This window comes from Mesorhizobium sp. M1006, from assembly GCF_040318825.1.
GTDB lineage: Bacteria > Pseudomonadota > Alphaproteobacteria > Rhizobiales > Rhizobiaceae > Mesorhizobium.
This window is the reverse complement of record NZ_JAMYMZ010000001.1, coordinates 1-19,555: the sequence shown is the minus strand read 5'-3', so window position 1 is coordinate 19,555 and position 19,555 is coordinate 1. Positions and strand designations below refer to the sequence as shown.

21 protein-coding genes are annotated in these 19,555 nt (G+C 61.4%); 4 read left to right on the top strand and 17 right to left on the bottom strand.

What is annotated here, in order from left to right; translation table 11 throughout:
* Nucleotides 1-63: 63 nt before the first annotated feature.
* Together NKH60_RS00105 and NKH60_RS00100 are read right to left on the bottom strand one after the other, a co-directional pair.
* On the bottom strand, nucleotides 64-891 hold the full coding sequence (locus tag NKH60_RS00105) for a helix-turn-helix domain-containing protein (RefSeq protein WP_352490695.1): 828 nt from the start codon (nucleotides 889-891) through the stop codon (nucleotides 64-66).
* A gap of 111 nt (nucleotides 892-1,002) precedes the next feature.
* Nucleotides 1,003-1,173, bottom strand: a complete 171-nt coding sequence (locus NKH60_RS00100) for a hypothetical protein (RefSeq protein WP_352451984.1) — start codon at nucleotides 1,171-1,173, stop codon at nucleotides 1,003-1,005.
* Nucleotides 1,174-1,326: 153 nt separating this feature from the next.
* Here NKH60_RS00100 and NKH60_RS00095 point away from each other — a divergent pair, with 153 nt between their 5' ends.
* Entirely contained in the window at nucleotides 1,327-1,758 is a 432-nt protein-coding gene (locus NKH60_RS00095; protein WP_352831045.1) for a TerB family tellurite resistance protein, read from the top strand.
* A 90-nt stretch (nucleotides 1,759-1,848) separates the two neighbouring features.
* On the opposite strand, the gene NKH60_RS00090 is transcribed toward NKH60_RS00095, so the two are convergent.
* The 10 genes from NKH60_RS00090 to NKH60_RS00045 form a co-directional block, all read right to left on the bottom strand.
* Nucleotides 1,849-2,088, bottom strand: a complete 240-nt coding sequence (locus NKH60_RS00090) for a hypothetical protein (RefSeq protein WP_352831043.1) — start codon at nucleotides 2,086-2,088, stop codon at nucleotides 1,849-1,851.
* A gap of 153 nt (nucleotides 2,089-2,241) precedes the next feature.
* Nucleotides 2,242-2,880, bottom strand: coding sequence for a hypothetical protein (locus tag NKH60_RS00085; protein ID WP_352831041.1), 639 nt, complete (start codon nucleotides 2,878-2,880; stop codon nucleotides 2,242-2,244).
* 455 nt (nucleotides 2,881-3,335) lie between these two features.
* The gene (locus NKH60_RS00080; RefSeq protein ID WP_352831039.1) at nucleotides 3,336-4,379 is read right to left on the bottom strand and encodes an RHS repeat-associated core domain-containing protein; all 1,044 of its coding nucleotides are present in this window, start codon (nucleotides 4,377-4,379) and stop codon (nucleotides 3,336-3,338) included.
* 395 nt (nucleotides 4,380-4,774) lie between these two features.
* Nucleotides 4,775-5,080, bottom strand: a complete 306-nt coding sequence (locus tag NKH60_RS00075) for a hypothetical protein (RefSeq protein ID WP_352719647.1) — start codon at nucleotides 5,078-5,080, stop codon at nucleotides 4,775-4,777.
* Nucleotides 5,081-5,405: 325 nt separating this feature from the next.
* The gene (locus NKH60_RS00070) at nucleotides 5,406-6,158 is read right to left on the bottom strand and encodes a CPBP family intramembrane glutamic endopeptidase (protein WP_352831037.1); all 753 of its coding nucleotides are present in this window, start codon (nucleotides 6,156-6,158) and stop codon (nucleotides 5,406-5,408) included.
* Between the two features lie 151 nt (nucleotides 6,159-6,309).
* Nucleotides 6,310-7,932, bottom strand: a complete 1,623-nt coding sequence (locus NKH60_RS00065; protein ID WP_352831035.1) for an ABC transporter ATP-binding protein — start codon at nucleotides 7,930-7,932, stop codon at nucleotides 6,310-6,312.
* On the bottom strand, nucleotides 7,929-8,798 hold the full coding sequence (locus NKH60_RS00060; protein ID WP_352870810.1) for an ABC transporter permease: 870 nt from the start codon (nucleotides 8,796-8,798) through the stop codon (nucleotides 7,929-7,931). The genes NKH60_RS00065 and NKH60_RS00060 overlap by 4 nt, the downstream gene beginning before the upstream one ends.
* Nucleotides 8,795-9,742, bottom strand: a complete 948-nt coding sequence (locus NKH60_RS00055) for an ABC transporter permease (protein ID WP_352816973.1) — start codon at nucleotides 9,740-9,742, stop codon at nucleotides 8,795-8,797. Before NKH60_RS00055 ends, NKH60_RS00060 begins: the two co-directional genes overlap by 4 nt.
* A 241-nt stretch (nucleotides 9,743-9,983) precedes the next feature.
* On the bottom strand, nucleotides 9,984-11,462 hold the full coding sequence (locus NKH60_RS00050) for an ABC transporter substrate-binding protein (RefSeq protein WP_352831032.1): 1,479 nt from the start codon (nucleotides 11,460-11,462) through the stop codon (nucleotides 9,984-9,986).
* A 130-nt stretch (nucleotides 11,463-11,592) separates the two neighbouring features.
* Entirely contained in the window at nucleotides 11,593-12,882 is a 1,290-nt protein-coding gene (locus tag NKH60_RS00045) for an acetylornithine deacetylase/succinyl-diaminopimelate desuccinylase family protein (protein ID WP_352831030.1), read from the bottom strand.
* 222 nt (nucleotides 12,883-13,104) lie between these two features.
* On the opposite strand from NKH60_RS00045, the gene NKH60_RS00040 reads away from it, so the two are divergent.
* Nucleotides 13,105-13,533, top strand: a complete 429-nt coding sequence (locus NKH60_RS00040) for a L,D-transpeptidase (RefSeq protein ID WP_352831028.1) — start codon at nucleotides 13,105-13,107, stop codon at nucleotides 13,531-13,533.
* A 143-nt stretch (nucleotides 13,534-13,676) separates the two neighbouring features.
* Here the strand turns inward: NKH60_RS00040 and NKH60_RS00035 are convergent, their stop codons facing one another.
* The 5 genes from NKH60_RS00035 to NKH60_RS00015 all read right to left on the bottom strand — a co-directional run bounded on the left by NKH60_RS00035 (nucleotide 13,677) and on the right by NKH60_RS00015 (nucleotide 18,610).
* Nucleotides 13,677-14,669 (bottom strand): lipid A biosynthesis lauroyl acyltransferase, encoded by a 993-nt coding sequence (locus NKH60_RS00035; RefSeq protein ID WP_352831026.1) that lies wholly within the window; start codon nucleotides 14,667-14,669, stop codon nucleotides 13,677-13,679.
* A gap of 1 nt (nucleotide 14,670) precedes the next feature.
* Nucleotides 14,671-15,699: a zinc-binding dehydrogenase gene (locus NKH60_RS00030; RefSeq protein ID WP_352831024.1), complete on the bottom strand. Its 1,029-nt coding sequence runs from the start codon at nucleotides 15,697-15,699 to the stop codon at nucleotides 14,671-14,673.
* A 36-nt stretch (nucleotides 15,700-15,735) separates the two neighbouring features.
* Entirely contained in the window at nucleotides 15,736-17,025 is a 1,290-nt protein-coding gene (locus NKH60_RS00025; protein ID WP_352816962.1) for a beta-ketoacyl-ACP synthase, read from the bottom strand.
* Nucleotides 17,026-17,099: 74 nt separating this feature from the next.
* Nucleotides 17,100-18,287, bottom strand: a complete 1,188-nt coding sequence (locus NKH60_RS00020) for a beta-ketoacyl-ACP synthase (RefSeq protein WP_352816959.1) — start codon at nucleotides 18,285-18,287, stop codon at nucleotides 17,100-17,102.
* A 38-nt stretch (nucleotides 18,288-18,325) separates the two neighbouring features.
* Complete coding sequence (locus NKH60_RS00015; protein ID WP_023719977.1) at nucleotides 18,326-18,610, bottom strand: acyl carrier protein; 285 nt, start codon at nucleotides 18,608-18,610, stop codon at nucleotides 18,326-18,328.
* A 198-nt stretch (nucleotides 18,611-18,808) separates the two neighbouring features.
* Between NKH60_RS00015 and NKH60_RS00010 the strand changes: the two genes are divergently transcribed.
* On the top strand, nucleotides 18,809-19,078 hold the full coding sequence (locus tag NKH60_RS00010) for a ribbon-helix-helix domain-containing protein (RefSeq protein ID WP_352831022.1): 270 nt from the start codon (nucleotides 18,809-18,811) through the stop codon (nucleotides 19,076-19,078).
* Complete coding sequence (locus tag NKH60_RS00005) at nucleotides 19,075-19,260, top strand: hypothetical protein (protein WP_352816954.1); 186 nt, start codon at nucleotides 19,075-19,077, stop codon at nucleotides 19,258-19,260. The genes NKH60_RS00010 and NKH60_RS00005 overlap by 4 nt, the downstream gene beginning before the upstream one ends.
* Nucleotides 19,261-19,555 lie beyond the last annotated feature (295 nt).

Genomic DNA, 19,555 nt, shown 5'->3' with positions numbered 1-19,555 from the left:
CTTCAGCGGGTTGGTCGATCAACCCAGTCTGCGCGACGGCCGGTTGCGCGTCTTGAAGAAATGTTACCTCGCGGCAAGCGCCGTCGGCGCGACGCCTGCCAGGTCGCGAAACTCGCGTACCAGATGCGCCTGGTCGGCATAGCCGCAGTCGGCGGCGATGTCGGCCCAAGCGCTGTTGGCCTGTCTCGACAGGCCAAGCGCATGATTGAAGCGGACGATGCGCGAGAGCGTTTTTGGGCCGGTGCCGATAGCGTCCGAAAATTTTCCGGTAAGATGCTTGCGGCTCCAGCCAAGCTTTTCGGCCAGCGTCGAGATGCGGATCCGCCCACGCGTCGAGACGATCGTCTCATAGACCCAGACCATTTCGGCCTGAGTGCGGTCCGCGGTTGCCAACCGATCACCGACGAAGGCTTCGGCGATGGCAAAGCGTGTGCTCCAATCCGGCGCATTGCCGAGCCTTTCGCGAAGCGCGATGCCTTCGACGCCGAGCACGTCATCCAGGCCGACCATGCGGTCGGTCAGTTCGCTCATCGGCCGGCCGAAGAAGCGACGAGCGCCGAGCGGGGTGAAATTGATCTGCACACAGCAGGTGCCGCCGCAGGATTCGATCACTACCGGCCCGGCATAAAGGCCGGAGGCAAAACTGGTGAAGCGGTCATTGTCGCCCGGGTCCTGGCCGAGCCCAATGGCAAAGGGTTCGGCAAAGCTGATGACCAGCGGCACGGTCAGCGAGGCATATTCGACGGCGCGGAAATGGCCTGGCATGGTTTCGCGAAAGCCGCACATGTCGGTGACGACGCCCTGAAGCCGATGGCTCGGCGCGCGCCGCACCATCTCGAACCGATCGAGGCCTGGGCTTTCGTGGCGGCTGCCGTCTTCGCTGTCGGGCATGCGCTTTCCTTCCGCCACGCGACTTTAACAGACCATTCGTCGGAATCAAAAGCGCCCGGCTTTTGGCCGGGCGCTCCGAGTTGCCTGAGATTCTGAATTGTCTGGACGTGTTTAGGCGCCGCGCATCAGGCAGCCGGCGGCCAGCACGATGTAAGCGATGACGACAATCCACACAGCAGCCAAAGGGATGAACGCAAGGACGCCAAGCGCGGCGAGAACGCCGATAATGGCGATAACAAGGGATATAATGAAAATAAGCTGGGTAGGCGCACTGAGATTCATGTTCGGTCCCTCCTCAACATGATTCGTACAACGGCATACTATCAGTCGCGCGGTCACACACCAATGAGTGCACGCAGGCGGCTTTTCCACCATCGCACCCCGTTTGCGCCAAGCCGATTCCGCGCTACCTTCCCGACGAATCGGAAGGGGCTGATGGCGATGGGATTGCTGGACCAGATACGCTCGATCTTCGACGGCGACCCCGGCGTGCGCAAGGTCGCGGACGATCCTGTGCTGTCGGCGGAGCTGCTCATGCTGTTCCGCATGATCCTGGCCGACGGTTCGGTCAGCGAAAGCGAGATGACCGCCTTCAGGCGTATCTGCCGGGACGCCTTCGGCATACCCGAAACCAGCGTCGACAGTGTCATCGAATACCTCAACGATTTCGGCTACGAGACCAACAGCTCGCAGGCAATCGCGCAGTTTCGCGACCTCGACGTCGAACGGCGCAAGCTGCTCGCCCGCCACATGGCCGAAATCGCCAAGGCCGATTCGCAACTCGCCGGGAGCGAAATGCAGCTGTTGCGCCGCACGCTCGACCTGCTCGATATCAGCCCGGCCGATGTGGTGAAGCAGGAAGGCTGAGGCATCGGCTGACTTCTGAGTCATGGTAATTCAAGATTAATGTGAGAGCCCTTCCTGCTCTCGGCAAGGCCATTCTGGGCGCTCATGAGTTCACTGTGTATTGCAGCGGGGCGGCCGCCGTGCCGAGTCGAGCTGCACCGGCAAATACTGGGTGCGCAGCGTCTGGCCAGAGGCATCGCGCACGCTGGTCGTGGTGTGGGTCAGCGTTCCCAGCGTGACGTCCTGGCGGGCGAGCTTGCCAAAGCCGTCATACTTGTTGCCTTGAGTTGCGGCAGGGTTGGTGGAGGTGGTGAGCTGGCCACATTGTAATTGCCGGCCGCCGCTATGCATGCGAGGCGGGCCATGTGGTCAATCTACGTGCAATGATAGCCGGACGAACGCGATAAAAGTGCACCGAAATTGCGAAATTCTCTCCAATTCCTGCCGCACAATAGCGGCCACTAAGTAATGACCCGCGTCATAATTAGGATCTGTGAATGGCAACTAACGACCTTGTGCACTGGCTCGATAATCCAACAACTCTTGCATTTCTACAATCTCTTCCCCGTATTGTCCCGTGACCTTAATGGTGTTGGTGTCAAGATCAACCAGACTCTTCAGGAACAAGATGGTGGGCCGCGCGTGCTCAATTGGGGCTAAACCTAAAAGCCTTATCGCATAGAGCGAATTCGCATACCCACCCCCTGTTTGGGCCAAAGACATTTTCAATTCTTCCTGCAACTTTTCAATACCGTCGTAAATGCCAACATAAGAGTCCGTAAGCGATCGAGTTATTTGATCAAAATCTTTAGTTCTCTCGTCCAATTGCAATGGAGTCGCAAGATTCTTATCAATCAATCTTGCCCATATAAAAAGGTAAAGTGCACCAGTATCCTCATTAAATTCTTCAGCTTTCGTATCCCAGTCTATAAACTCCTTCGCAGTTTGCGAGGTTACGCGTGATATACATTGCTCTTCAACTCCTCGCCAAGTGAAGGGCCAATTATCGGCAAAGATTCCAATGGAACAGTTCAGTATCTCAGGAGTTGATGGCACAGTACCGCCGGCCTGCATCTGGGTCGATCCTCCGAAAAACCAAATTGCAACAAATCCGGCAATTTGCAATGCTATTTTAAAATGCATGATGTCAACTCATCACGGACCAATTGGGAAATCATTTACCTGTAAACTCGCACTACTCACCTTGTTCGGGCCGATTACATTCATAAGCGAGTTATAGTCTTTAGTGTTTGCCACCAAACAACCCAGTGACATCCCTCCTTCACCAGTCGTGGGGCTCCTCCCCGGATGAATGGTCCGCCCAGATACTAACGTTCCATCAGCTTCCAACGTCCAGCCAGGATCACCAGTGTTATCAATTTCGTATTGCCCCTCATGCTTATTCACGTTCATGCTAGAATTACCACTTAACAAGGAGCCAATCATCTGCTTTATTCCAGCAAATCCAGTCTTTTGAGTAATATGCGGTCTGGCAGATAAATTGTATTTACCGGGCGCAATTACATTATCATCAAAAGTGGTCGTCGTGTTAAATTGTCCACTGACATGTTTGGTGCCAAACTTTGAACCATAAGTTGCTACAAATTGAAGCCTTTCTTACTGTTAGCTGGATAGATATTGAGTAGACCAATTTTGTCATCGGGATTAGCGTTTAGCTTATCTCTTATTTCTTTTTCAGCTTTCTGGCGTTCGTTTTCCTTCGTGCTTTCCTTTCCATTAATGTTGTCAGGCGTGCCGCCAGGATCTTGTGATCCATAGGAGTGCCCATTCGCATCACTCTGGTTCACCGGATCATTTCCGGCATAGGCATACCGGTTTGTCCCAACCCCCGCCAGCGTCGGGTCCCAATTATCCGGTGAGATGAACCGCCCCAGCAGCGGGTCCATATATCTGGCATTGAGGTAGAGCAGTCCGGTCTCGGGATCGAAGCGTTCGCCGATGTAGCTCTTCTGCGTCTGGAAGCCGGTGTTGAGGCGTTCTCCGTAGGTCGCGTAGTTAGTGGCTTCGGCTACGGCGCCTGTTGCATCGGTGACCATGCGCACAGACGCTAAATGATCGCGGTGCAGGAAGGTTTTTACCGTGCCCACCACCTTGATGTCGGGATGGGGATAGCGGGTGTAGGTCTCTGCTCCGGGTGTCGCCGGATTGATCTCGACGGAGGCGTCGGGATAGAGCGTGGTGGCGACGGATGAGGTCTTTTTGGCTCGCGCCCCGTCTGGACCGTAGAACAGCGAGACGGTGCTGGCGGCCTGGGTCACCGTCTTCAGGCGGTTGGCCTCGTCCCAGGCGAGCGTCCTGGTGCCGTCGGAGGTCATGTTGCCGTTGGCGTCATAGGCGAGCGTCTTGACGCCGATCGCTGTTGGCGCGTGCGGACGCGGCGCTGTCGCCGCCGGGTAAACATAGGTGCCTGCAACGCGCGTGCGCGAGGTCAGATTGTCGTTGGCGGCACAGATGAACGTCTCGTCGAGCGTGTTGTTGCCAAGATTGTCGCTCGACGTCAGCCGGTCGGCCTTGTCGTGGCGCGATCGTTCTCGCAGCCAAGCGCGAAGAAACGGGTGCGGTTCAAAACCTGCCGCTAAGGGAAAGAAAAAAAGATGCAAATTGGCGGCTGACGCCGCCAAAAAAGTTCCGCGCGCCCTTGACGAGAGGCCGGCTAATGGATGTCACCGCTTTTCATCCAAGCCGCGTGGACGTTACCCCGATCCAATCGCTTCAACCACTTCCACCCCAACCTGCCGTCAGTCCTTTTATCTTGCCGTTCCCCCTCCACTTGATCCGTGTACTGAGGACTGCACGGAAGTTCACTCAGGGCAGCAAAACAGCGACACAAAAAAGCAGCGGAGAAAGAGCAAAATCCACTGTCCGCGAGAGCCCAAATTTCGTGCGCGCAAACCGGATTCGATGACAAAATTTACAGGCCGCGAACGCAAAATTCTACCCGCGCGAAGCACTATCAGAGGCAAAAATCAGCATGCAGAACAGCCAAAAATCGCTGCGCGGGCCCCAAGTGTCCCCTCTATTTGATCGTCAATCGACCGGTTAAATGCAACAATAGAAACAGCGCAAAGGACACAGTAACGGCAGCGAGAACTGCGATGCACGCCTTTCTTTCGGTCGGCTTGGCGTATCGCATCAGTATCAAGAGACCAAAAATGGAAGCCAGCGGAATCAGGTATTGCCTGACTAATTCGGGCTCCCCTATCCAAGCTCCGGGTACATCGTAGCGGAACATGTGCCAGATCAGTGAAGCAGTCAGTGCCGCATGCATCAATGCCAGCAGCCCAAGTACAGCGATGGCAATCCACTTCAGTATCGTCACCATCTTTCGCTCCCCACAGGATCGGGCGACAGGTCAACACGCCCACCAAAATCAAAGCCTCTCCACACACCCGCCAACGTCGCCGTCGTCCCCGTAGTGACAGGACCATCCGGCCTGACGTGAATTAATAACGAGTTTCTGTGATAGAAACTCTCCAGTTTTCGTCTTTGGTACAATATCTGTAAAGTATTGCCCGTCTCCATACTTAGCATCCCTTGGGTTACTTGCCCCACTCGGGTTTGTCGGGTTCATCATTCTCAGATTCGTCGTTTCCTTGGTCAGGCAGCTTTGCTCCGCTCGGCGTCAAGCCCTTCACTTCGTGCGGCATTCATGCAAGCCCGAACGCCAGGACCAGGAAGCCCATCGCTCCGAACCCGGCGTGGATAACCATCCCGGCCCATGTGCTGCGACGCCGCTGGACGACATAGGGCAGCAGCAATGTGATCGGCACAAGGGTCAACAGGACTTGCCAGGGGAAGGCAGCGTGGAACAGCAACCACGGGATCCCGTTGACCAGCCAAGCCCGCCTGCCGAAGGCAATCTCTTGCCGCGGTAGCGCGAAACCCCGCCAGACAAACTCTTCCCCAACGATGTTCAGCACAAAAAACGGAAGCCACGCGCCGAGAATCCAGTATCGGCCGGGACCGAGCGGCTCGAAAGCCATGAACGAGGGATTAAAATTCATCCCGTCTTGCAGCATCCGGAGCGCGGCGCCGATGCCGCCGGTCAACACGCCGACGGCCGCCAGCCCTCCAACAGCCCAGAGCCAGTCGCCGCCATTCATCGGGCGAAGCCATAGCCGCGCGCCCAACCACCCCGGCCTTCCTGAACGCCGTTCCCGATACAACAGCAGGGCAGCCGTGAGAAGCAGGGGGCCAAAAAGGACGATGCTTGCGGCCAGGAACCACATCACCACAGGCTCTGCCCCGGTGGCGGAGACGAATGCCGGGACGGCTACCCGCGTTGTCAGGAACAGCAGCAGAGCACCCGCGCCGAACAGAGCAGCGGAGCCGCCCAGGCCCAGCGGAGGAACCCGATCAGGCTCCGGCCCGTCGCGCCTTTCATAACCGTTTGCTGTCAATGGCCATTCTCCCGCCCGTGCGCCAAACGAATAAGGTTAAGCCGTGCCACGAAGCGACACAGCCGGGTCCCCGCTGCTCCGCAGCGTCCCGGCGTTCGCTGGCCTTTCATTGTGCCACCGGCACGATGAACTCGCTTTGCGAACCGGCTGCTTACCCCTGTTCGTGCAGCCGTTTTGCAATCGCCCGGTGCAGGTCTGGAGCAGCAGTGACCAGCGCCTTGGCCGCCTCGGACTGCGGGTGGTCGAGTACTTCGCTCGTCCTGCCGCGCTCGACGATCTTGCCGTCATGCATGACCATCACCTCGTCGGTGATGGCGCGGGCGACGGTCAGATCATGGGTGATGAACAGATAGGCGATGCCGAGCTTCTGGTTGAGGTCGGCGAACAGATCGAGGATCTGGGCGCGGATCGAGACATCGAGCGCCGAGACCGGCTCGTCGGCGACGACCAGTTTCGGCCGGGTGATGATGGCGCGGGCGATCGAAAGGCGCTGGCGCTGGCCGCCCGAAAACTCATGCGGATACTTGTCCATGTCGCCTGGTGAGAGGCCGACCTCGTGCAGCGCATACGCCACCATCTCGCGCCGCGCGGCGGGCGACGGCTTCTTCTCCAGCACATGCAGCGGCTCGGCCACCAGTCTCTCGACCTTCTGGCGTGGGTCGAACGAGCCATAGGGGTCCTGGAACACGACCTGCATGTCGCGCCGTGCCGGTTTCAGCTCCGCCTCGCTCTTGCCGGTGAGGGTATCGCCGCGGAAGCGGATCGTACCTGATGTCGGCCTGTCCAGCGCCAGGACCATGCGGGCAAGCGTCGACTTGCCGCAACCGGAGCGCCCGACCAGCGCCACCGACTGGCCGGGCGCCATCGAGAAGGAAACATCGTCGACGGCGCGGATGGGAGCCCCTCGCTTGAAAAGCGAAATGCGCCGTGCCGGATAGTCGCGCGTCACGCTCATTACCTCGAGCAGGGGCTTGCCTTGGCCGACCTCATGCGTTCTGGCGCGCGCGGGCACATGCATCGAGGCCTGCGCCAGCTGGCGCGTATAGGGATGAAGCTGTCCGGACAGAATGCGCGCCGTGTCGCCGGCTTCCATCACCTCGCCATGGCGCAGGATGGTGATGCGATCCGCCATCTCGGTCACCACGGCGAGGTCGTGCGAGATAAGCAGCAGCCCCATGCGGTTTTCCGCAACCAGGTCGCGCAGCAGGTCGAGGATCTGCGCCTGCAGCTCCACGTCGAGCGCGGTCGTCGGCTCGTCGGCGATCAGCAGCTTGGGCTTCAGCGCACAGGCGATGGCGATGACGACGCGCTGGCGCTGGCCGCCGGACAGCTCATGCGGATAACGCGACAGCGGGAACTGCGCTGCCGGCAAGCCGACCCGGTCGAGCATTTTTCGCGCCCGTTGCTCGGCGTCAGCGCGGCGCGCCCTGGTGTGCCAGCGAATACCCTCGGCGACCTGCTCGCCGATGGTCTTGACCGGGTTGAGCGCCGTCATCGGCTCCTGGAACACCATGCCGATGTCGTCGCCGCGCAGCGCGCACATCTGGTCCTCGCTCGCCGCCAGGATGTCGATGCCGTCGAAGGTAACGCGTCCCGTGGCGCGTGCCGCCCAGGGCAAGAGCTGCATCACGGTGAGCGCAGTCATCGACTTGCCGGAGCCGGATTCGCCGACCAGCCCCATCACTTCGCCGGGCGCCACGGACAGCTCGATGTCCCTGAGGATGGGCGTGCCGCCGATGGCCAGCGACAGCTTCTCGATTTCGAGCAGGCTCATCGCTGCCGCCGCGACTTCGGATCGAGAATGTCGGCAATGCCGTCGCCAAGCAGGTTCAGGCCAAGCACGGTGACGACGATCGCCATCCCGGGAAAGATCGCCATCCACGGCGCCACCACCATGCGGGTCTGGGCGTCGAACAGCATGCGGCCCCAGCTCGGCATCGGCGGCTGCGTACCCAGCCCGACATAGGAAAGCCCGGCTTCGGCCAGTATGCCCAGCGCGAACTGGATGGTGCCTTGCACCAGCAGCAGCGTGGCGATGTTGGGCAGCACATGTTCGATGCTGATCAGCGTCCTGCTTTTGCCGGCGGCGCGGGCGGCGAGGATGAATTCGCGCGGCCAGATCGCCAGGGCGCCGGCGCGGGCGACGCGCGCGAACACCGGGATGTTGAAGATGCCGATGGCAATGATGGCGTTGAACGCGCCGGGCCCGAAGATGGCGGTGATCATGATTGCCGAAAGCAGCGCCGGAAAGGCGAAGACCAGGTCGTTCAGCCGCATCAGCACGTCGTCGGCGATGCCGCCACGCGCCGCGGCAAAGGCGCCGAGCGACACGCCGACGCCCATGCCGATGCCGACCGCCACCAGCGCCACGGCAATCGAGTTGCGGGCGCCAACCATGATCATCGACAGGATGTCGCGACCGAAATGGTCGGTGCCGAACCAGTGCGCCAGCGACGGCGCCTGGGTCTTGTCGGAAATGACCAGCCTGGTGACGTCGTAAGGCGTCCACTCGAAGGAGAGGATCGCGACCGCAGCCACCAGTGCGGTGACGACGAAGCCGGCGAGGAACGAACGGTTTCGAAACGCCTTGGCCAGGATGCCGGCAAGGTTCTCGTCGGGGATGTCGATGTGCAGCGTCATTGCCTGCCTCTCAGGCGCGGATCGACCACCGCATAGGAGAGATCGACAACGAAATTGACGATGATGACGGCGGCAACCAGCAGCATGACGACGCTCTCGACCACGATCAGGTCACGCTGGTTGATTGCCTGGAACACCAGCCGGCCGAGGCCGGGCAAATAGAAGACGTTCTCGATGATGATGGTGCCGGCAAGCAGGAAGGCGAATTGCAGGCCTAGAATGGTGACCACCGGGATCAAGGCGTTGCGCAGCGCATGCCGCCACAAGACAAGACGATAGGGCAGGCCCTTGGCGCGGGCGGTGCGGATGTAATCCTCATTCAGCACTTCAATCAGCGCCGAGCGGGTGACCCGGGCGAGGATCGCCGCCTGCGGCAGAGCGAGGGCGACCGCCGGCAGGAGCAGCGACTTCAGCGCCGGCCAGACGCCGGCGCCCCAGCCGGGAAAACCGCCGCCCGGCACCAGCCGCAGCCAGACGGCGAACAGATAGATCAGCATCAGCGCAAACCAGAAATTGGGCACGGCGACGCCAAGCTGGGCGGCGCCCATCGCAACCGTGTCGCCGGCCCGGCCGCGCCGGCTGGCGGAAAACAGCCCGACCGGGATGGCAATGACTGTGGACAGCGCCAGCGCCATCAGCGCCAGCGGCAGCGAGACGACGAGACGCTCACGGACCAGATCGATGACCGGCACCGAATAGGTATAGGAACGGCCGAAATCGAGGCTCAGCAAGCCGCCGGCCCAATGCAGATAGCGCAGCACGACGGGAGCGTTGAGACCCATCTGGTTGCGCAGCAATTCGATCTGGTCGGCGCTGGCGTTCAGGCCAAGCATCAGCCGCGCCGGGTCGCCGGGAATGATCTCCAGCACGGCAAAGACCACCATCGAGGCCAGAACCAGCGTGACGACGGCGATGGCGAGGCGCTTGAGGAGGTAGGCGGTCATGAGGAGACCGGTGCAAGCACTGGGCGAAGCTTGCGTTCCCGCCCACCCCCCTCTGTCCTGCCGGACATCTCCCCCTCAAGGGGGGAGATTGGCAGTTTCCACGCCGGCACTGTCCCTGCAACGCTAGTGGTTAGCGAAAGCGGCGGTGAGGGCTCAATCTCCCCCCTTGAGGGGGAGATGCCCGGCAGGGCAGAGGGGGGTGGGACGGAGTGCAACTTTCGCCCTTCTGTCAGCGACCCGCTCAATCCGTCCACTTCACCTTGGTCAGGTCGTTGGCCTGGATCGGGGCATTTTCCCACAGGCCCTGCAGTTTGGCGTCCCAGACGCCGACCTTCGGCAATTCGTAGAGGAAGCCGACCACGGCGTCATCGGCCAGGACCTTCTGCGCCTCGCCGAGCAGCGTCGTGCGCTTGGCCTCGTCGGAGGTAAGGTTCAATTCGTCGATGATCTTATCGAAGGCCGGATTGTCATAGTTGAAGTAATAGTCCTTGCGCGAATAGATATCGATGTCATTGGGCTCGGTGTGGGAAACGATGGTCAGGTCGTAATCCTTCTTGGTGAAGACCTGGTCCAGCCATTGCGCCCATTCGACCGGGATAATCTCGAGATCGATGCCGATTTCGCGAAGCTCGGAGGCGATGATCTCGCCACCAAGCCGCGCATAGGAGGGCGGCGGCAGCTTCAGCGTCGCCTTGAAGCCATTCTCCAGGCCGGCTTCCTTCAGCAATTCCTTGGCCTTCTCCACATTGTGCGGATAGAGGCCGGTCAAGTCGACATAGGCCTTGCTGGCGGGCGACATGTGCGAGCCGATCGGCACGCCGAGGCCGGCCGAGGCGCCGTCGATGATCGCCTTGCGATCGAGCGCAAAGGAAATCGCCTGCCTGACCTGCAGCTTGTCGAAGGGCGGCTTCTTGTTGTTGATCGACAGGATGGTTTCACCCTCGGTCGAGCCGATCACCACCTTGAAGCGCGGATCGTCCTTGACCTGGGCGACGCTGTCGGGGTCGAAGAACGGAAAGGCCTGAACGTCGCCGGAAAGCAGCGCCGGAACGGCGGCGGCGGCATCCGGAATGATGCGGAACTCGGCCTTGTCGAGGAACACCGGGGCGCCCCAGTAATTGTCCGACTTGACCAGCGTGATCGATGAGCCCTTGGCCCAGTTCTGGAACTTGAACGGGCCGGTGCCGATCGGTTTTTCCTTGTTGGTGTCGGCTGTCTCAGGCGCCACGATCACCGCGTCGCCCCAGCCCATATTGTAGAGGAACGAGCCTTGCGGGTTCTTCAGCGTGACCTTCACCGTCGCGGGATCGACGACCTCGACCTTGTCGATGGCGGCAAACAGGGCCTTTTGCGCGTTGACGGAATTGTCGGCGCGGGCACGGTCGAGCGAGAATTTCACGTCGTCGGCGTTGAAGTCGGTGCCGTCATGGAATTTCACGCCTGTATGCAGCTTGAAAGTGTAGACCTTGCCGTCGTCGGAAATGCTCCAGCTTTGCGCGAGATCGGGCAGCACCTCGCCGTTCGGGCCGATGCGGGTCAGGCCCTCGAAGACATTGGCATAGAGTACCTCGTCGATTGCCGCGGCGGCACCCGCGGTCGGGTCGAGATGCGGGGGTTCGAGCGTAATGCCGATGACCAGGTCGGTGCGCGCGGCCATCGCTGAGGTCCCGGCGGCCAACGCCAGCGCCGCGGCGGCCAGAATGGTTTTCCACAATTTCATCGTGCAACTCCCCATGTCTAAAACACGTGCTCAAACCCGGGCGGATAGAAGCGTGAATTCGCCCCCGAGTAAATTGCGTTTCGTACCGTGTGCCGACGCCGGGAGGAATGTTTTTCCGCCCATGGCCGGATCATGGCGGGCCGGCGCCCCTCAGCAGCACGCCGAGGCCGATCGCCATCACCTTTGCCGAGTCCAGCATGTCGGCAATGCCGACCCATTCATCGGGCCGATGGGCGAGATCGAGGATGCCCGGGCCATAGGCGATGCAGTCATAGATGTGGCCGATACGGGCGATGTGCTTCTGGTCGTAGGTGCCGGGCGAAATCACGTAATCCGGTTCGCGGTCGAATATCTCCATGATGCCTTGCGCGACCGCCTTAACCACCGGCGCGTCGCGCTCGGTCATCAGCGGCAGCACCTCCATCAGATCGCGGATTTCGTAATCGAACTTTTTGCGCTCGCGCTTCAGCCGTTCGAGGATATCGGTCACCTCGCTCTTGACCGCAGCGAGATCCTCTTCGAGCAGGAAGCGGCGGTCGATGGTCAGCCGGCAGGAATCGGGCACGTTGGGCGAGGGCAGGCCGGGCCGGAAATCCTCCGTCTGGCCGCCATGGATCGAGTTGATGTTCATGGTCGAGCGTTTTGCGCCTTCGGGCACGACCGGCATGCGCGTCATCTTGCTGTCGAGCGCCGGAAACAATTCATCCTCGAAGGCCCGCAGCACGGCGCCCATATGGCGCACCGCATTGTCGCCGAGGAACGGCATCGAGCCGTGCGCGATCTCGCCCTTGGTCTCGATCTCCGCCCACCAGACGCCGCGATGGCCAAGGCAGATGCGATCCTTGTTGAGCGGCTCGGGAATGATGACGTGGTCGACCTTCGGCCTGGAGAAATAGCCGAGCTTGGCCAGATGCGCGACGCCGCCAAAGCCGCCGGACTCCTCGTCGACCGTCCCCGAAATCTCGATGGCGCCGGGAAAATCGGGAAACACCTCCATGAAGGCTTCAGCGGCGATGATCGAGGCGGCAAGCCCGCCTTTCATGTCGCATGCGCCGCGGCCATAGACCTTGCCATCCCTGACGATGCCGGCGAACGGATCGAGGCTCCAGCCGTCGCCGGGCTCGACGACGTCGATGTGCGAATTGAAGTGCACGCAAGCACCCGGCGCCCGGCCATCGAAGCGGGCGACGACGTTGACGCGCGGGTAACGGTCAGTGTCGCCAGGCGTGCCCTCGGCACGGATGAATTCGATCTCAAAACCACGCTTCTTCAGCCGCGCGCCGATATATTCGGCACATGGCCGATAGGCTTCGCCGGGCGGATTGATGGTCGGAAAGCGGATCAGATCCGCAGTCAGTGCAACCAGATCATCGGCCCGGTCATCGATAGCCTTGAGGAGCCGTTCGTTCGGTTCGTTCATTCGGCGAATTGAGCAGCGGATGAGGGGGTTTTGCAAGCCCGATGGCGAATTGCCAGGCGATTGCGTGTCGTTACGGCAACTATTGCGGGAAATCGTTCAAATTCGCTGCTTTGGATTGGTGAAATCGTCAGGGAGTAGGTGTTAGCTCGCTGGCTTGCCATCAAAACGCTGGAGAACAGCGTGACGGCAGGCAGGCAAGGGGCATCAAAGGGGTTTGATTGCATGAAAAACACTGTTCTCATGGCAGCGGCATTGATGGCGATGCTGTTCGGTTCGTCGTTCGAGAGCCGGGCGGCCAGCCTGGTCGCGAACATCGACATATCCTCACAGACGATGACGGTAAGATACGGGCTTTCGTATTATCGGTGGAGCGTTTCCACCGCCCGCAAGGGCTACATCACGCCGCGCGGCAGTTACCGGCCACAGCGGACGGCCCGGATGTGGTATTCGCGCAAATACGACATGTCGCCAATGCCCTATTCGGTGTTCTTCCGCGGCGGCTATGCCATCCACGGCACCGGCGCGATCCGGCAATTGGGGCGCCCGGCATCGCATGGCTGTGTGCGCCTCCACCCCAGCAACGCCGCCGCGTTCTATTCGATGGTGCGCGAAGCCGGCTTCGGCAATACGCGGATTCTCGTGACGAATTAGGGCCTGCTCCTCGGCCCGCAATAAAAAACCCGCCGGAGCGGCGGGTTCGTTGGGGCCAAATAGCACCATACCGAAATTAGTAGCATAGCTGCCGGCACAAAGCAAGAACAAAATAAGGCTTGCACCCAAAAAAGATGGTGCGCTCAGGCGGGTTTGTCGCGCATTGTCGCTGGCCGACGCTTTTTGCGGCCGCTGATCTCCCAGCGCTTGTGGAACCACATCCACTGGCCGGGGTCTTCGCGCACCCAGCGCTCGACCACGTCGTTGAGAAGCTGGGTGGTGGCGCGGACGTCGACACTGCCGCCGGCGGTGCGCGGCAAGGTGAGCTTGTCCTCGATCTCGAGCCGGAAACGGTTGTTCGGCAGGCGTACGCAGCGCGCCGGGTAGACATCGCAATCGTAGTGCCGCGCCAGGGTGCCGAGAACCCGGTTGCTCTCGCAGGGGCGGCCGAAGAATGTCGTCTCGAGCCCGCCGGTGAATTTTTGGTCGACCAGCACGCCGATATTGCCGCCTTTCTCCAGGATGGCCGCAAGCGCAAACGAGGCACCGGTCGAAGACGGCAGCAGCGATCCCATGCTCGAGCGGCGGGTCGAGAGGATGTAATCGGCGAGATAAGGGTTGTTGGGCGGGCGAAACAGCGCCGTGATGTTCATGCCGAAGGTCGCCGCCGCCACTGGCAGCAGCTCGAAATTCCCGAGATGCCCGGTGAAGACGATATGCGGCTTGTCCTCGCCGGCAATGCGCACGAAATGCTCCACGCCCTTGACCTCGACACGGACTGGCTTCGTCGCAGCGGGATCGTAGTCGAACAAAGCATCGAGAAAGATGTATTCGGCGGCCAGGCGGGCCATGTTGCCCCACATGTCGGAAGCGATCGCCTCGATCTCGGCATCGCTCTTTTCCGGATAGGCCTTGCGCAGATTGTCGACGGCGACCTGATGGCGCGCTACCCAGGGGCCGATGCGGCGGGCAGCGCGGTCGGCGAAATTGAGCGCGCTGTCGGGCGGCAGCAGGCGCAGCGCGGAGATGATGATCATAGCGACCCGCGCGACCAGCCAGTAGTTGAACTGGCGAAGCCGCCTGCCATAGCGGAATCCCAGGTCCCTGCGGATCTTCCTGAAGGCGTTGCCGATCATTTCAGCCGACGCGCAGGATGATCTTGCCGAAGACGTCGCGGCCTTCCATGCGCTTCAGCGCCGCATCGATGCCGTCGAAGCCGACCTCGGTGTCGATCACCGGCGCGACCAGGCCCGCGGCCATCTTCTGCATGGCGTCGGCCATATTTTCCATGCGGCAGCCGAACGAGCCGAGCAGCTTCAACTGCTGCTGGAACAACTGCATCAAATTGATCTGTGTCGACACGCCGGAGGTCGAGCCGCAGGTGACCAGCCGGCCGCCGCGCTTCAGGCACAGCATCGAGGCGGCAAAGGTGTCGGTCCCGACATGCTCGAACACCACGTCGACGCCCTTCTTCTTGGTCAGCTTGCGCACGATGCCTTCGAAGCGGTCGTCGCGATAATTGATTACGTGGTCGGCGCCGAGCGCCTTGGCCTTGTCGATCTTGTCGTTCGAGCCGACGGTGGTGATGACCGTGCAGCCCATCTTCTTGGCCAGCTGAATAGCGGCGGAGCCGATGCCGGAGCCGCCGGCATGGACCAGTATCGTCTCGCCGGGTTGCAGCCGGGCATTGTCGAACAGCATGTGCTCGACCGTGCCGAAGGTGACAGGCGCCACCGCCGCGCCGATTTCGCTCACGCCGGGCGGAGCTGGGACCAGAAGGCGCGCCGGCAGGTTGATCTTTTCCTGCGCAAAGCCGTCGAGATGGAAGCCGTGCACGCCCGAAACATGCTCGCAGAGATTGTCGCGGCCTTCGCGGCAGGCGCGGCAAAGACCGCAGGTGCGGGCGCCATAGATCGACACCAATTGCCCGGGCACAAGGCTGGAAACGCCGGGGCCGACCGCCTCGACCTCGCCGGAAGCCTCGGCGCCGACGACCAGCGGCAGCTTGCGCTTGGCAAAAGCCATGCCGCGCCAGCCCCAGACGTCGATGTGGTTCAGCGCCACGGCCTTGATGCGCAGCGTCACCTCGCCGAGCGCAGGTTGCGGCGGGGGCGGCAGGTCCACCGTTTCAAGGCGGCGGTCCTCGATAAGTTGCAATGCGCGCATGGTGCCTGTCGGTTCAGTCTGGCTGAAAAAGGTCGCTTAGACCGGTTCCCGCGCCATGACAAGGCAGGTGTTCTGGCCGCCAAAGCCGAAGGAGTTCGACAGGACGGTGCCGACCTCGGCGTTGCGCTTGGTGTTCGGCACCACGTCGAGCACGATTGCCGGGTCGGGATTGTCGTAGTTGATGGTCGGCGGAATGATGCTTTCGCGCATCGTCATCAGCGAAAATGCGGCCTCGACAGCACCGGCAGCCGATAGGGTATGGCCGATCATCGACTTGTTCGACGAGACCGGCATTGACGAGATCCGCTCGCCGAATACCGTCGACAGCGACAAATGCTCCATCTTGTCGTTTTCGGGCGTCGAGGTGCCATGGGCGTTGACATAATCGATCCCGTCCTCGCTCAGGCCGGCATCGGCAAGAGCGGCGCGCACCGCCGCGATCGCCGGCGAACCGTCCGGCTTGGAGCGGGTGCGATGGAAGTCGTCGGCCTTTTCGCCGCAGCCGCGCAATATGCCGAGAACGGTGGCGCCGCGGGCAAGTGCTGCCTCCAGCGATTCCAGCACAAGGGCGCCCGAACCTTCGGCCAGCACGAAGCCGTCGCGATCCTTGGAGAAGGGTTTTGAGGCCTTTTCGGGGATGTCGTTATGGGTGGAGAGCGCCGACAGAAGCGAGAAGCGGATCAGCGCCTCGGCGGTCGCCGAGCCGTCGGCGCCGATCGACAGCGCCCTGTCGCATTCGCCGCGGCGGATCGCCTCGACGCCGAGCTGGATCGCGGTGGCGCCCGAAGCGCAGGCTGTCGACAGCGTGATCGGCAGGCCGCGTGTGCCGAAACGGTCGGCAAGCCGGTCGGCAATCGAGCCGAACTGGGTGGTCTCGAAGATGTCGAGTTCCCTGAGGCCGCGCGCTACCCGCAGCAGCCTCTCGGCACCGGTGTCGTGCCTGTCTGAATTATTGGGCGCGTCGAAATTGTAGAGCGAAAAGCGCTCGCTCCAGTCGAGCTCGACCGGCGGCGAAGCGAGGAACAGCGGTCCGCCGAAATCGCCGGCATCGAGGCCGGCCTCCGACATCGCTTCCTGGGCGGCGGTTTCGGCAAGCTCATAGGTGAGGAGACTGGCGCCCTTGGAACTCGACGGCAGGAAATCGACCATGCCGGAGATGCGGGTGTTGAGATGATCGACCGGGAAGCGGGTGATCGGATGGATGCCGGACTTGCCTGAGGTAAGTGCCGCCCAATTGTCGGTTTTGCCAACACCGAGCGACGTCACCACGCCGATGCCGGTGACGGCGACGATGGGCCTGCCCATGTGGTCGTTCAGATTGGCCATTTGTTGTCCAAAAACCTGTTTCTCTTGGAGCGTCGGATCGCCCGAAACCGCGCCACACTTTTCGGTCCGATGCTCTAGGCGGCTTTGATCAGCGCCATGCCCTCGAATTGGTGATAGCCGATCGCCGTTGCAAGGACGGTCTTCGGGACACCGGCAAACGGTTTTTCGACTGTGGCGTCGAAGACAGGATAGGCGGCCTTGCGGTCGACAGCCAGCGCCGCCAGCGCCACGGCAAAGGGGAACTGCGCTTCCTTCATGTGGCCAGTCAGCGTCGAAAAGCCGCGTGCGGCGATCGCCGGATTGGCGTCGAGCGCCGATTTCTCGGCGGCGGTCGCGGCATGGGCGCCCGAAGCGCCGGAGATCGCGAGCAGCTCGCCATTCGGCAATGCGGCTTGCTTCAACAGCACGGCGATCTCGCCGTCGAGTTCGTCCCGCCGGCGCCTGGCGCGACCGGACAGGACCGGGCCGAGTTCCGCATAGATCTTCCGGCCACGGCTTTCCGCATGCTCGCGCTGCTCCAGGACGAGAAACGCGCCGCCGGATCCGGTCACCACGCCGCCGCCTTCGGCACCTTGCCTCTGCCAGACCGGCCGCCACGGACCGCGATGCAGGTAGCCGGCCAGTTCATAGCCGAGCAGCATGTCGGAATGTTCGGTCTGGAAAGCGCCGCCGACCAGTATATGCGTCGACTGGCCGGAGCGGATGCGCGCGGCCGCGGTCTCGACAGCGGCAACGCCGGCACCTTCCTCGCCCATGAAGGTGCGCGACGACCCCGTCACCTTGTGGACGATCGAGATGTTGCCGGCGAGCAGGTTGGAAAGCTGTGCCAGAAACAGCGTCGGACGCAATTCGGTGGTCAGCTTCTCGTTGAGCAGCACGTCGCGGTCATTGCGGCTTTCCGATGCCGCGAGAATGGCCGCATCGACCGCCTCGTCGCGCTCGCCGCCGCCGGCGGCCACCACCATGTCCATGGTCGCGCAGAGTTCGTCATTACCCTTGATGCCGGCATCGTCGAGCGCAAGGCCGGCCGCATAGGTGCCGAGCCTCTGCCAGGTTTCCATCTGCCGCTGGTCGCCACGCTTGGCGATCTGCAGGTTCCAGTCGATCTCGGGCAGAGGATGGACCGTATAGGGCGAGAAGCGCGAGGCCTCCAGAACCGGCTCAAGCCGTGGCTGGAGGAGCTTTTGCCAATGCGCATCCGGACCCTCGCCCAGTGACGAGACAAGGCCGATGCCTGATATGACGACGTCGTGGGGGTTCATGGGAGGCTGTTGTGGGTCGGGCGCGTCAGGCGCTGTGTTCACGTGGCGTTCTTGGCGGCGACGAGCGCGTCGATCTTGGCGCACAGGTTCTTCATGACGAAATAGTCGTCGGTCGAAGCCTTGCCGTCATTGACTTCCTGCGTCCACTTTTCCAACGGCACCTTGATGCCGAATTCCTTGTCGATGGCAAAGACGATGTCGAGGAAGTCGAGGCTGTCGATGCCGAGATCGTCGATGGTGTGGCTTTCGGGCGTGATCGTCTCGATGTCGATCTCGCTGGTGTCGGCGATGATCTTGGCGACTTTGTCGAACGTGGTGGACAAGGGCTTTTCCTTCGATTGCGGGCGGAATCTGTCCGCATGTGTTTTGGGCTGTCTAATCGGTTTTTCCGGGCAGGAAAAGGCCTGATACGCCGCGCGCAGATGGGATTGCTGCCCAGGCAGAGCAATAGGGGTCGCTGGTAACCCCCGGCGATATGCCGAAACCGCCCCATCTCTGACCATTGGGTGTACCAATGTACCATGGTACAAAGATCTATGACCATAGAACGCGTGCAGACCGGGGTGCGCCTGGAAAAACGATTGGTGAAGGTGCTCAAGGCCTTGGCTGAGCATCGCGACATGAGCCTGGGTGACCTCATCGAGGGCATCCTGCTGCATGCTTTCGAAGGCCGGACACCGTTCTCCGCGGCGACCCTGGAAACAATCGGCCAATTGAAGCGCATCTACGAAATGGAGCTTGCCGCAGCGGACAGCCACGGTCTGGCGGAAACCGGCGGCGAGGGCGGATGACGAGCCATCTTGAGCGCAGCCACAGCATCGTGCTTTCGGGGCCGATCGACCGCGGCTTCCCGCTGTTCACGCCGATCGGAGAGACCCTGTGGGTGGACGGCTGGCGTATCGCATCCGCTATGTTCGCGTTACGCGGATTCGCGTTTCGGATTTGTCGAGGTGGCCTGCCGACCGACCACTAACGGAGGCACGGAGGCGTCGATTACCTATGCGTTCACGGCCTTGGAGCCCGGCAGGAGCATCCTATCTGTCCGAACTTACAGAGGACGCGTTCGCGGACATGATCGAGGGATGGAAGCTCCGTGTCGACGCTTGGCTGGTAGCGGTGAAAATCTGACGCCAAGTAACTTAAACGAATTGCCACTAAGGGTGGATAGTGTTGAAGAAGTCGGCGATGAAGCCGTGGATCCACTCGCACCGAAGCGTCTTGATTAAGGTCGACGCGACCTCCTCGCCTTAAGTGGCTCGGACGTTTGT

Excerpts from the sequence above, each read along its gene's own strand:
- NKH60_RS00035 (WP_352831026.1), bottom strand. The coding sequence starts at position 14,669 with ATGATCGGCAACGCCTTCAGGAAGATCCGCAGGGACCTGGGATTCCGC.
- NKH60_RS00075 (WP_352719647.1), bottom strand. The coding sequence starts at position 5,080 with ATGGTGACGATACTGAAGTGGATTGCCATCGCTGTACTTGGGCTGCTG.
- NKH60_RS00045 (WP_352831030.1), bottom strand. The coding sequence starts at position 12,882 with ATGAACGAACCGAACGAACGGCTCCTCAAGGCTATCGATGACCGGGCC.
- NKH60_RS00020 (WP_352816959.1), bottom strand. The coding sequence starts at position 18,287 with ATGAACCCCCACGACGTCGTCATATCAGGCATCGGCCTTGTCTCGTCA.
- NKH60_RS00095 (WP_352831045.1), top strand. The coding sequence starts at position 1,327 with ATGGCGATGGGATTGCTGGACCAGATACGCTCGATCTTCGACGGCGAC.
- NKH60_RS00005 (WP_352816954.1), top strand. The coding sequence starts at position 19,075 with ATGACGAGCCATCTTGAGCGCAGCCACAGCATCGTGCTTTCGGGGCCG.
- NKH60_RS00060 (WP_352870810.1), bottom strand. The coding sequence starts at position 8,798 with ATGACGCTGCACATCGACATCCCCGACGAGAACCTTGCCGGCATCCTG.
- NKH60_RS00065 (WP_352831035.1), bottom strand. The coding sequence starts at position 7,932 with ATGAGCCTGCTCGAAATCGAGAAGCTGTCGCTGGCCATCGGCGGCACG.
- NKH60_RS00025 (WP_352816962.1), bottom strand. The coding sequence starts at position 17,025 with ATGGCCAATCTGAACGACCACATGGGCAGGCCCATCGTCGCCGTCACC.
- NKH60_RS00100 (WP_352451984.1), bottom strand. The coding sequence starts at position 1,173 with ATGAATCTCAGTGCGCCTACCCAGCTTATTTTCATTATATCCCTTGTT.
- NKH60_RS00055 (WP_352816973.1), bottom strand. The coding sequence starts at position 9,742 with ATGACCGCCTACCTCCTCAAGCGCCTCGCCATCGCCGTCGTCACGCTG.
- NKH60_RS00085 (WP_352831041.1), bottom strand. The coding sequence starts at position 2,880 with ATGCATTTTAAAATAGCATTGCAAATTGCCGGATTTGTTGCAATTTGG.
- NKH60_RS00010 (WP_352831022.1), top strand. The coding sequence starts at position 18,809 with ATGGTACAAAGATCTATGACCATAGAACGCGTGCAGACCGGGGTGCGC.
- NKH60_RS00090 (WP_352831043.1), bottom strand. The coding sequence starts at position 2,088 with ATGCATAGCGGCGGCCGGCAATTACAATGTGGCCAGCTCACCACCTCC.
- NKH60_RS00050 (WP_352831032.1), bottom strand. The coding sequence starts at position 11,462 with ATGAAATTGTGGAAAACCATTCTGGCCGCCGCGGCGCTGGCGTTGGCC.
- NKH60_RS00030 (WP_352831024.1), bottom strand. The coding sequence starts at position 15,699 with ATGCGCGCATTGCAACTTATCGAGGACCGCCGCCTTGAAACGGTGGAC.
- NKH60_RS00040 (WP_352831028.1), top strand. The coding sequence starts at position 13,105 with ATGAAAAACACTGTTCTCATGGCAGCGGCATTGATGGCGATGCTGTTC.
- NKH60_RS00105 (WP_352490695.1), bottom strand. The coding sequence starts at position 891 with ATGCCCGACAGCGAAGACGGCAGCCGCCACGAAAGCCCAGGCCTCGAT.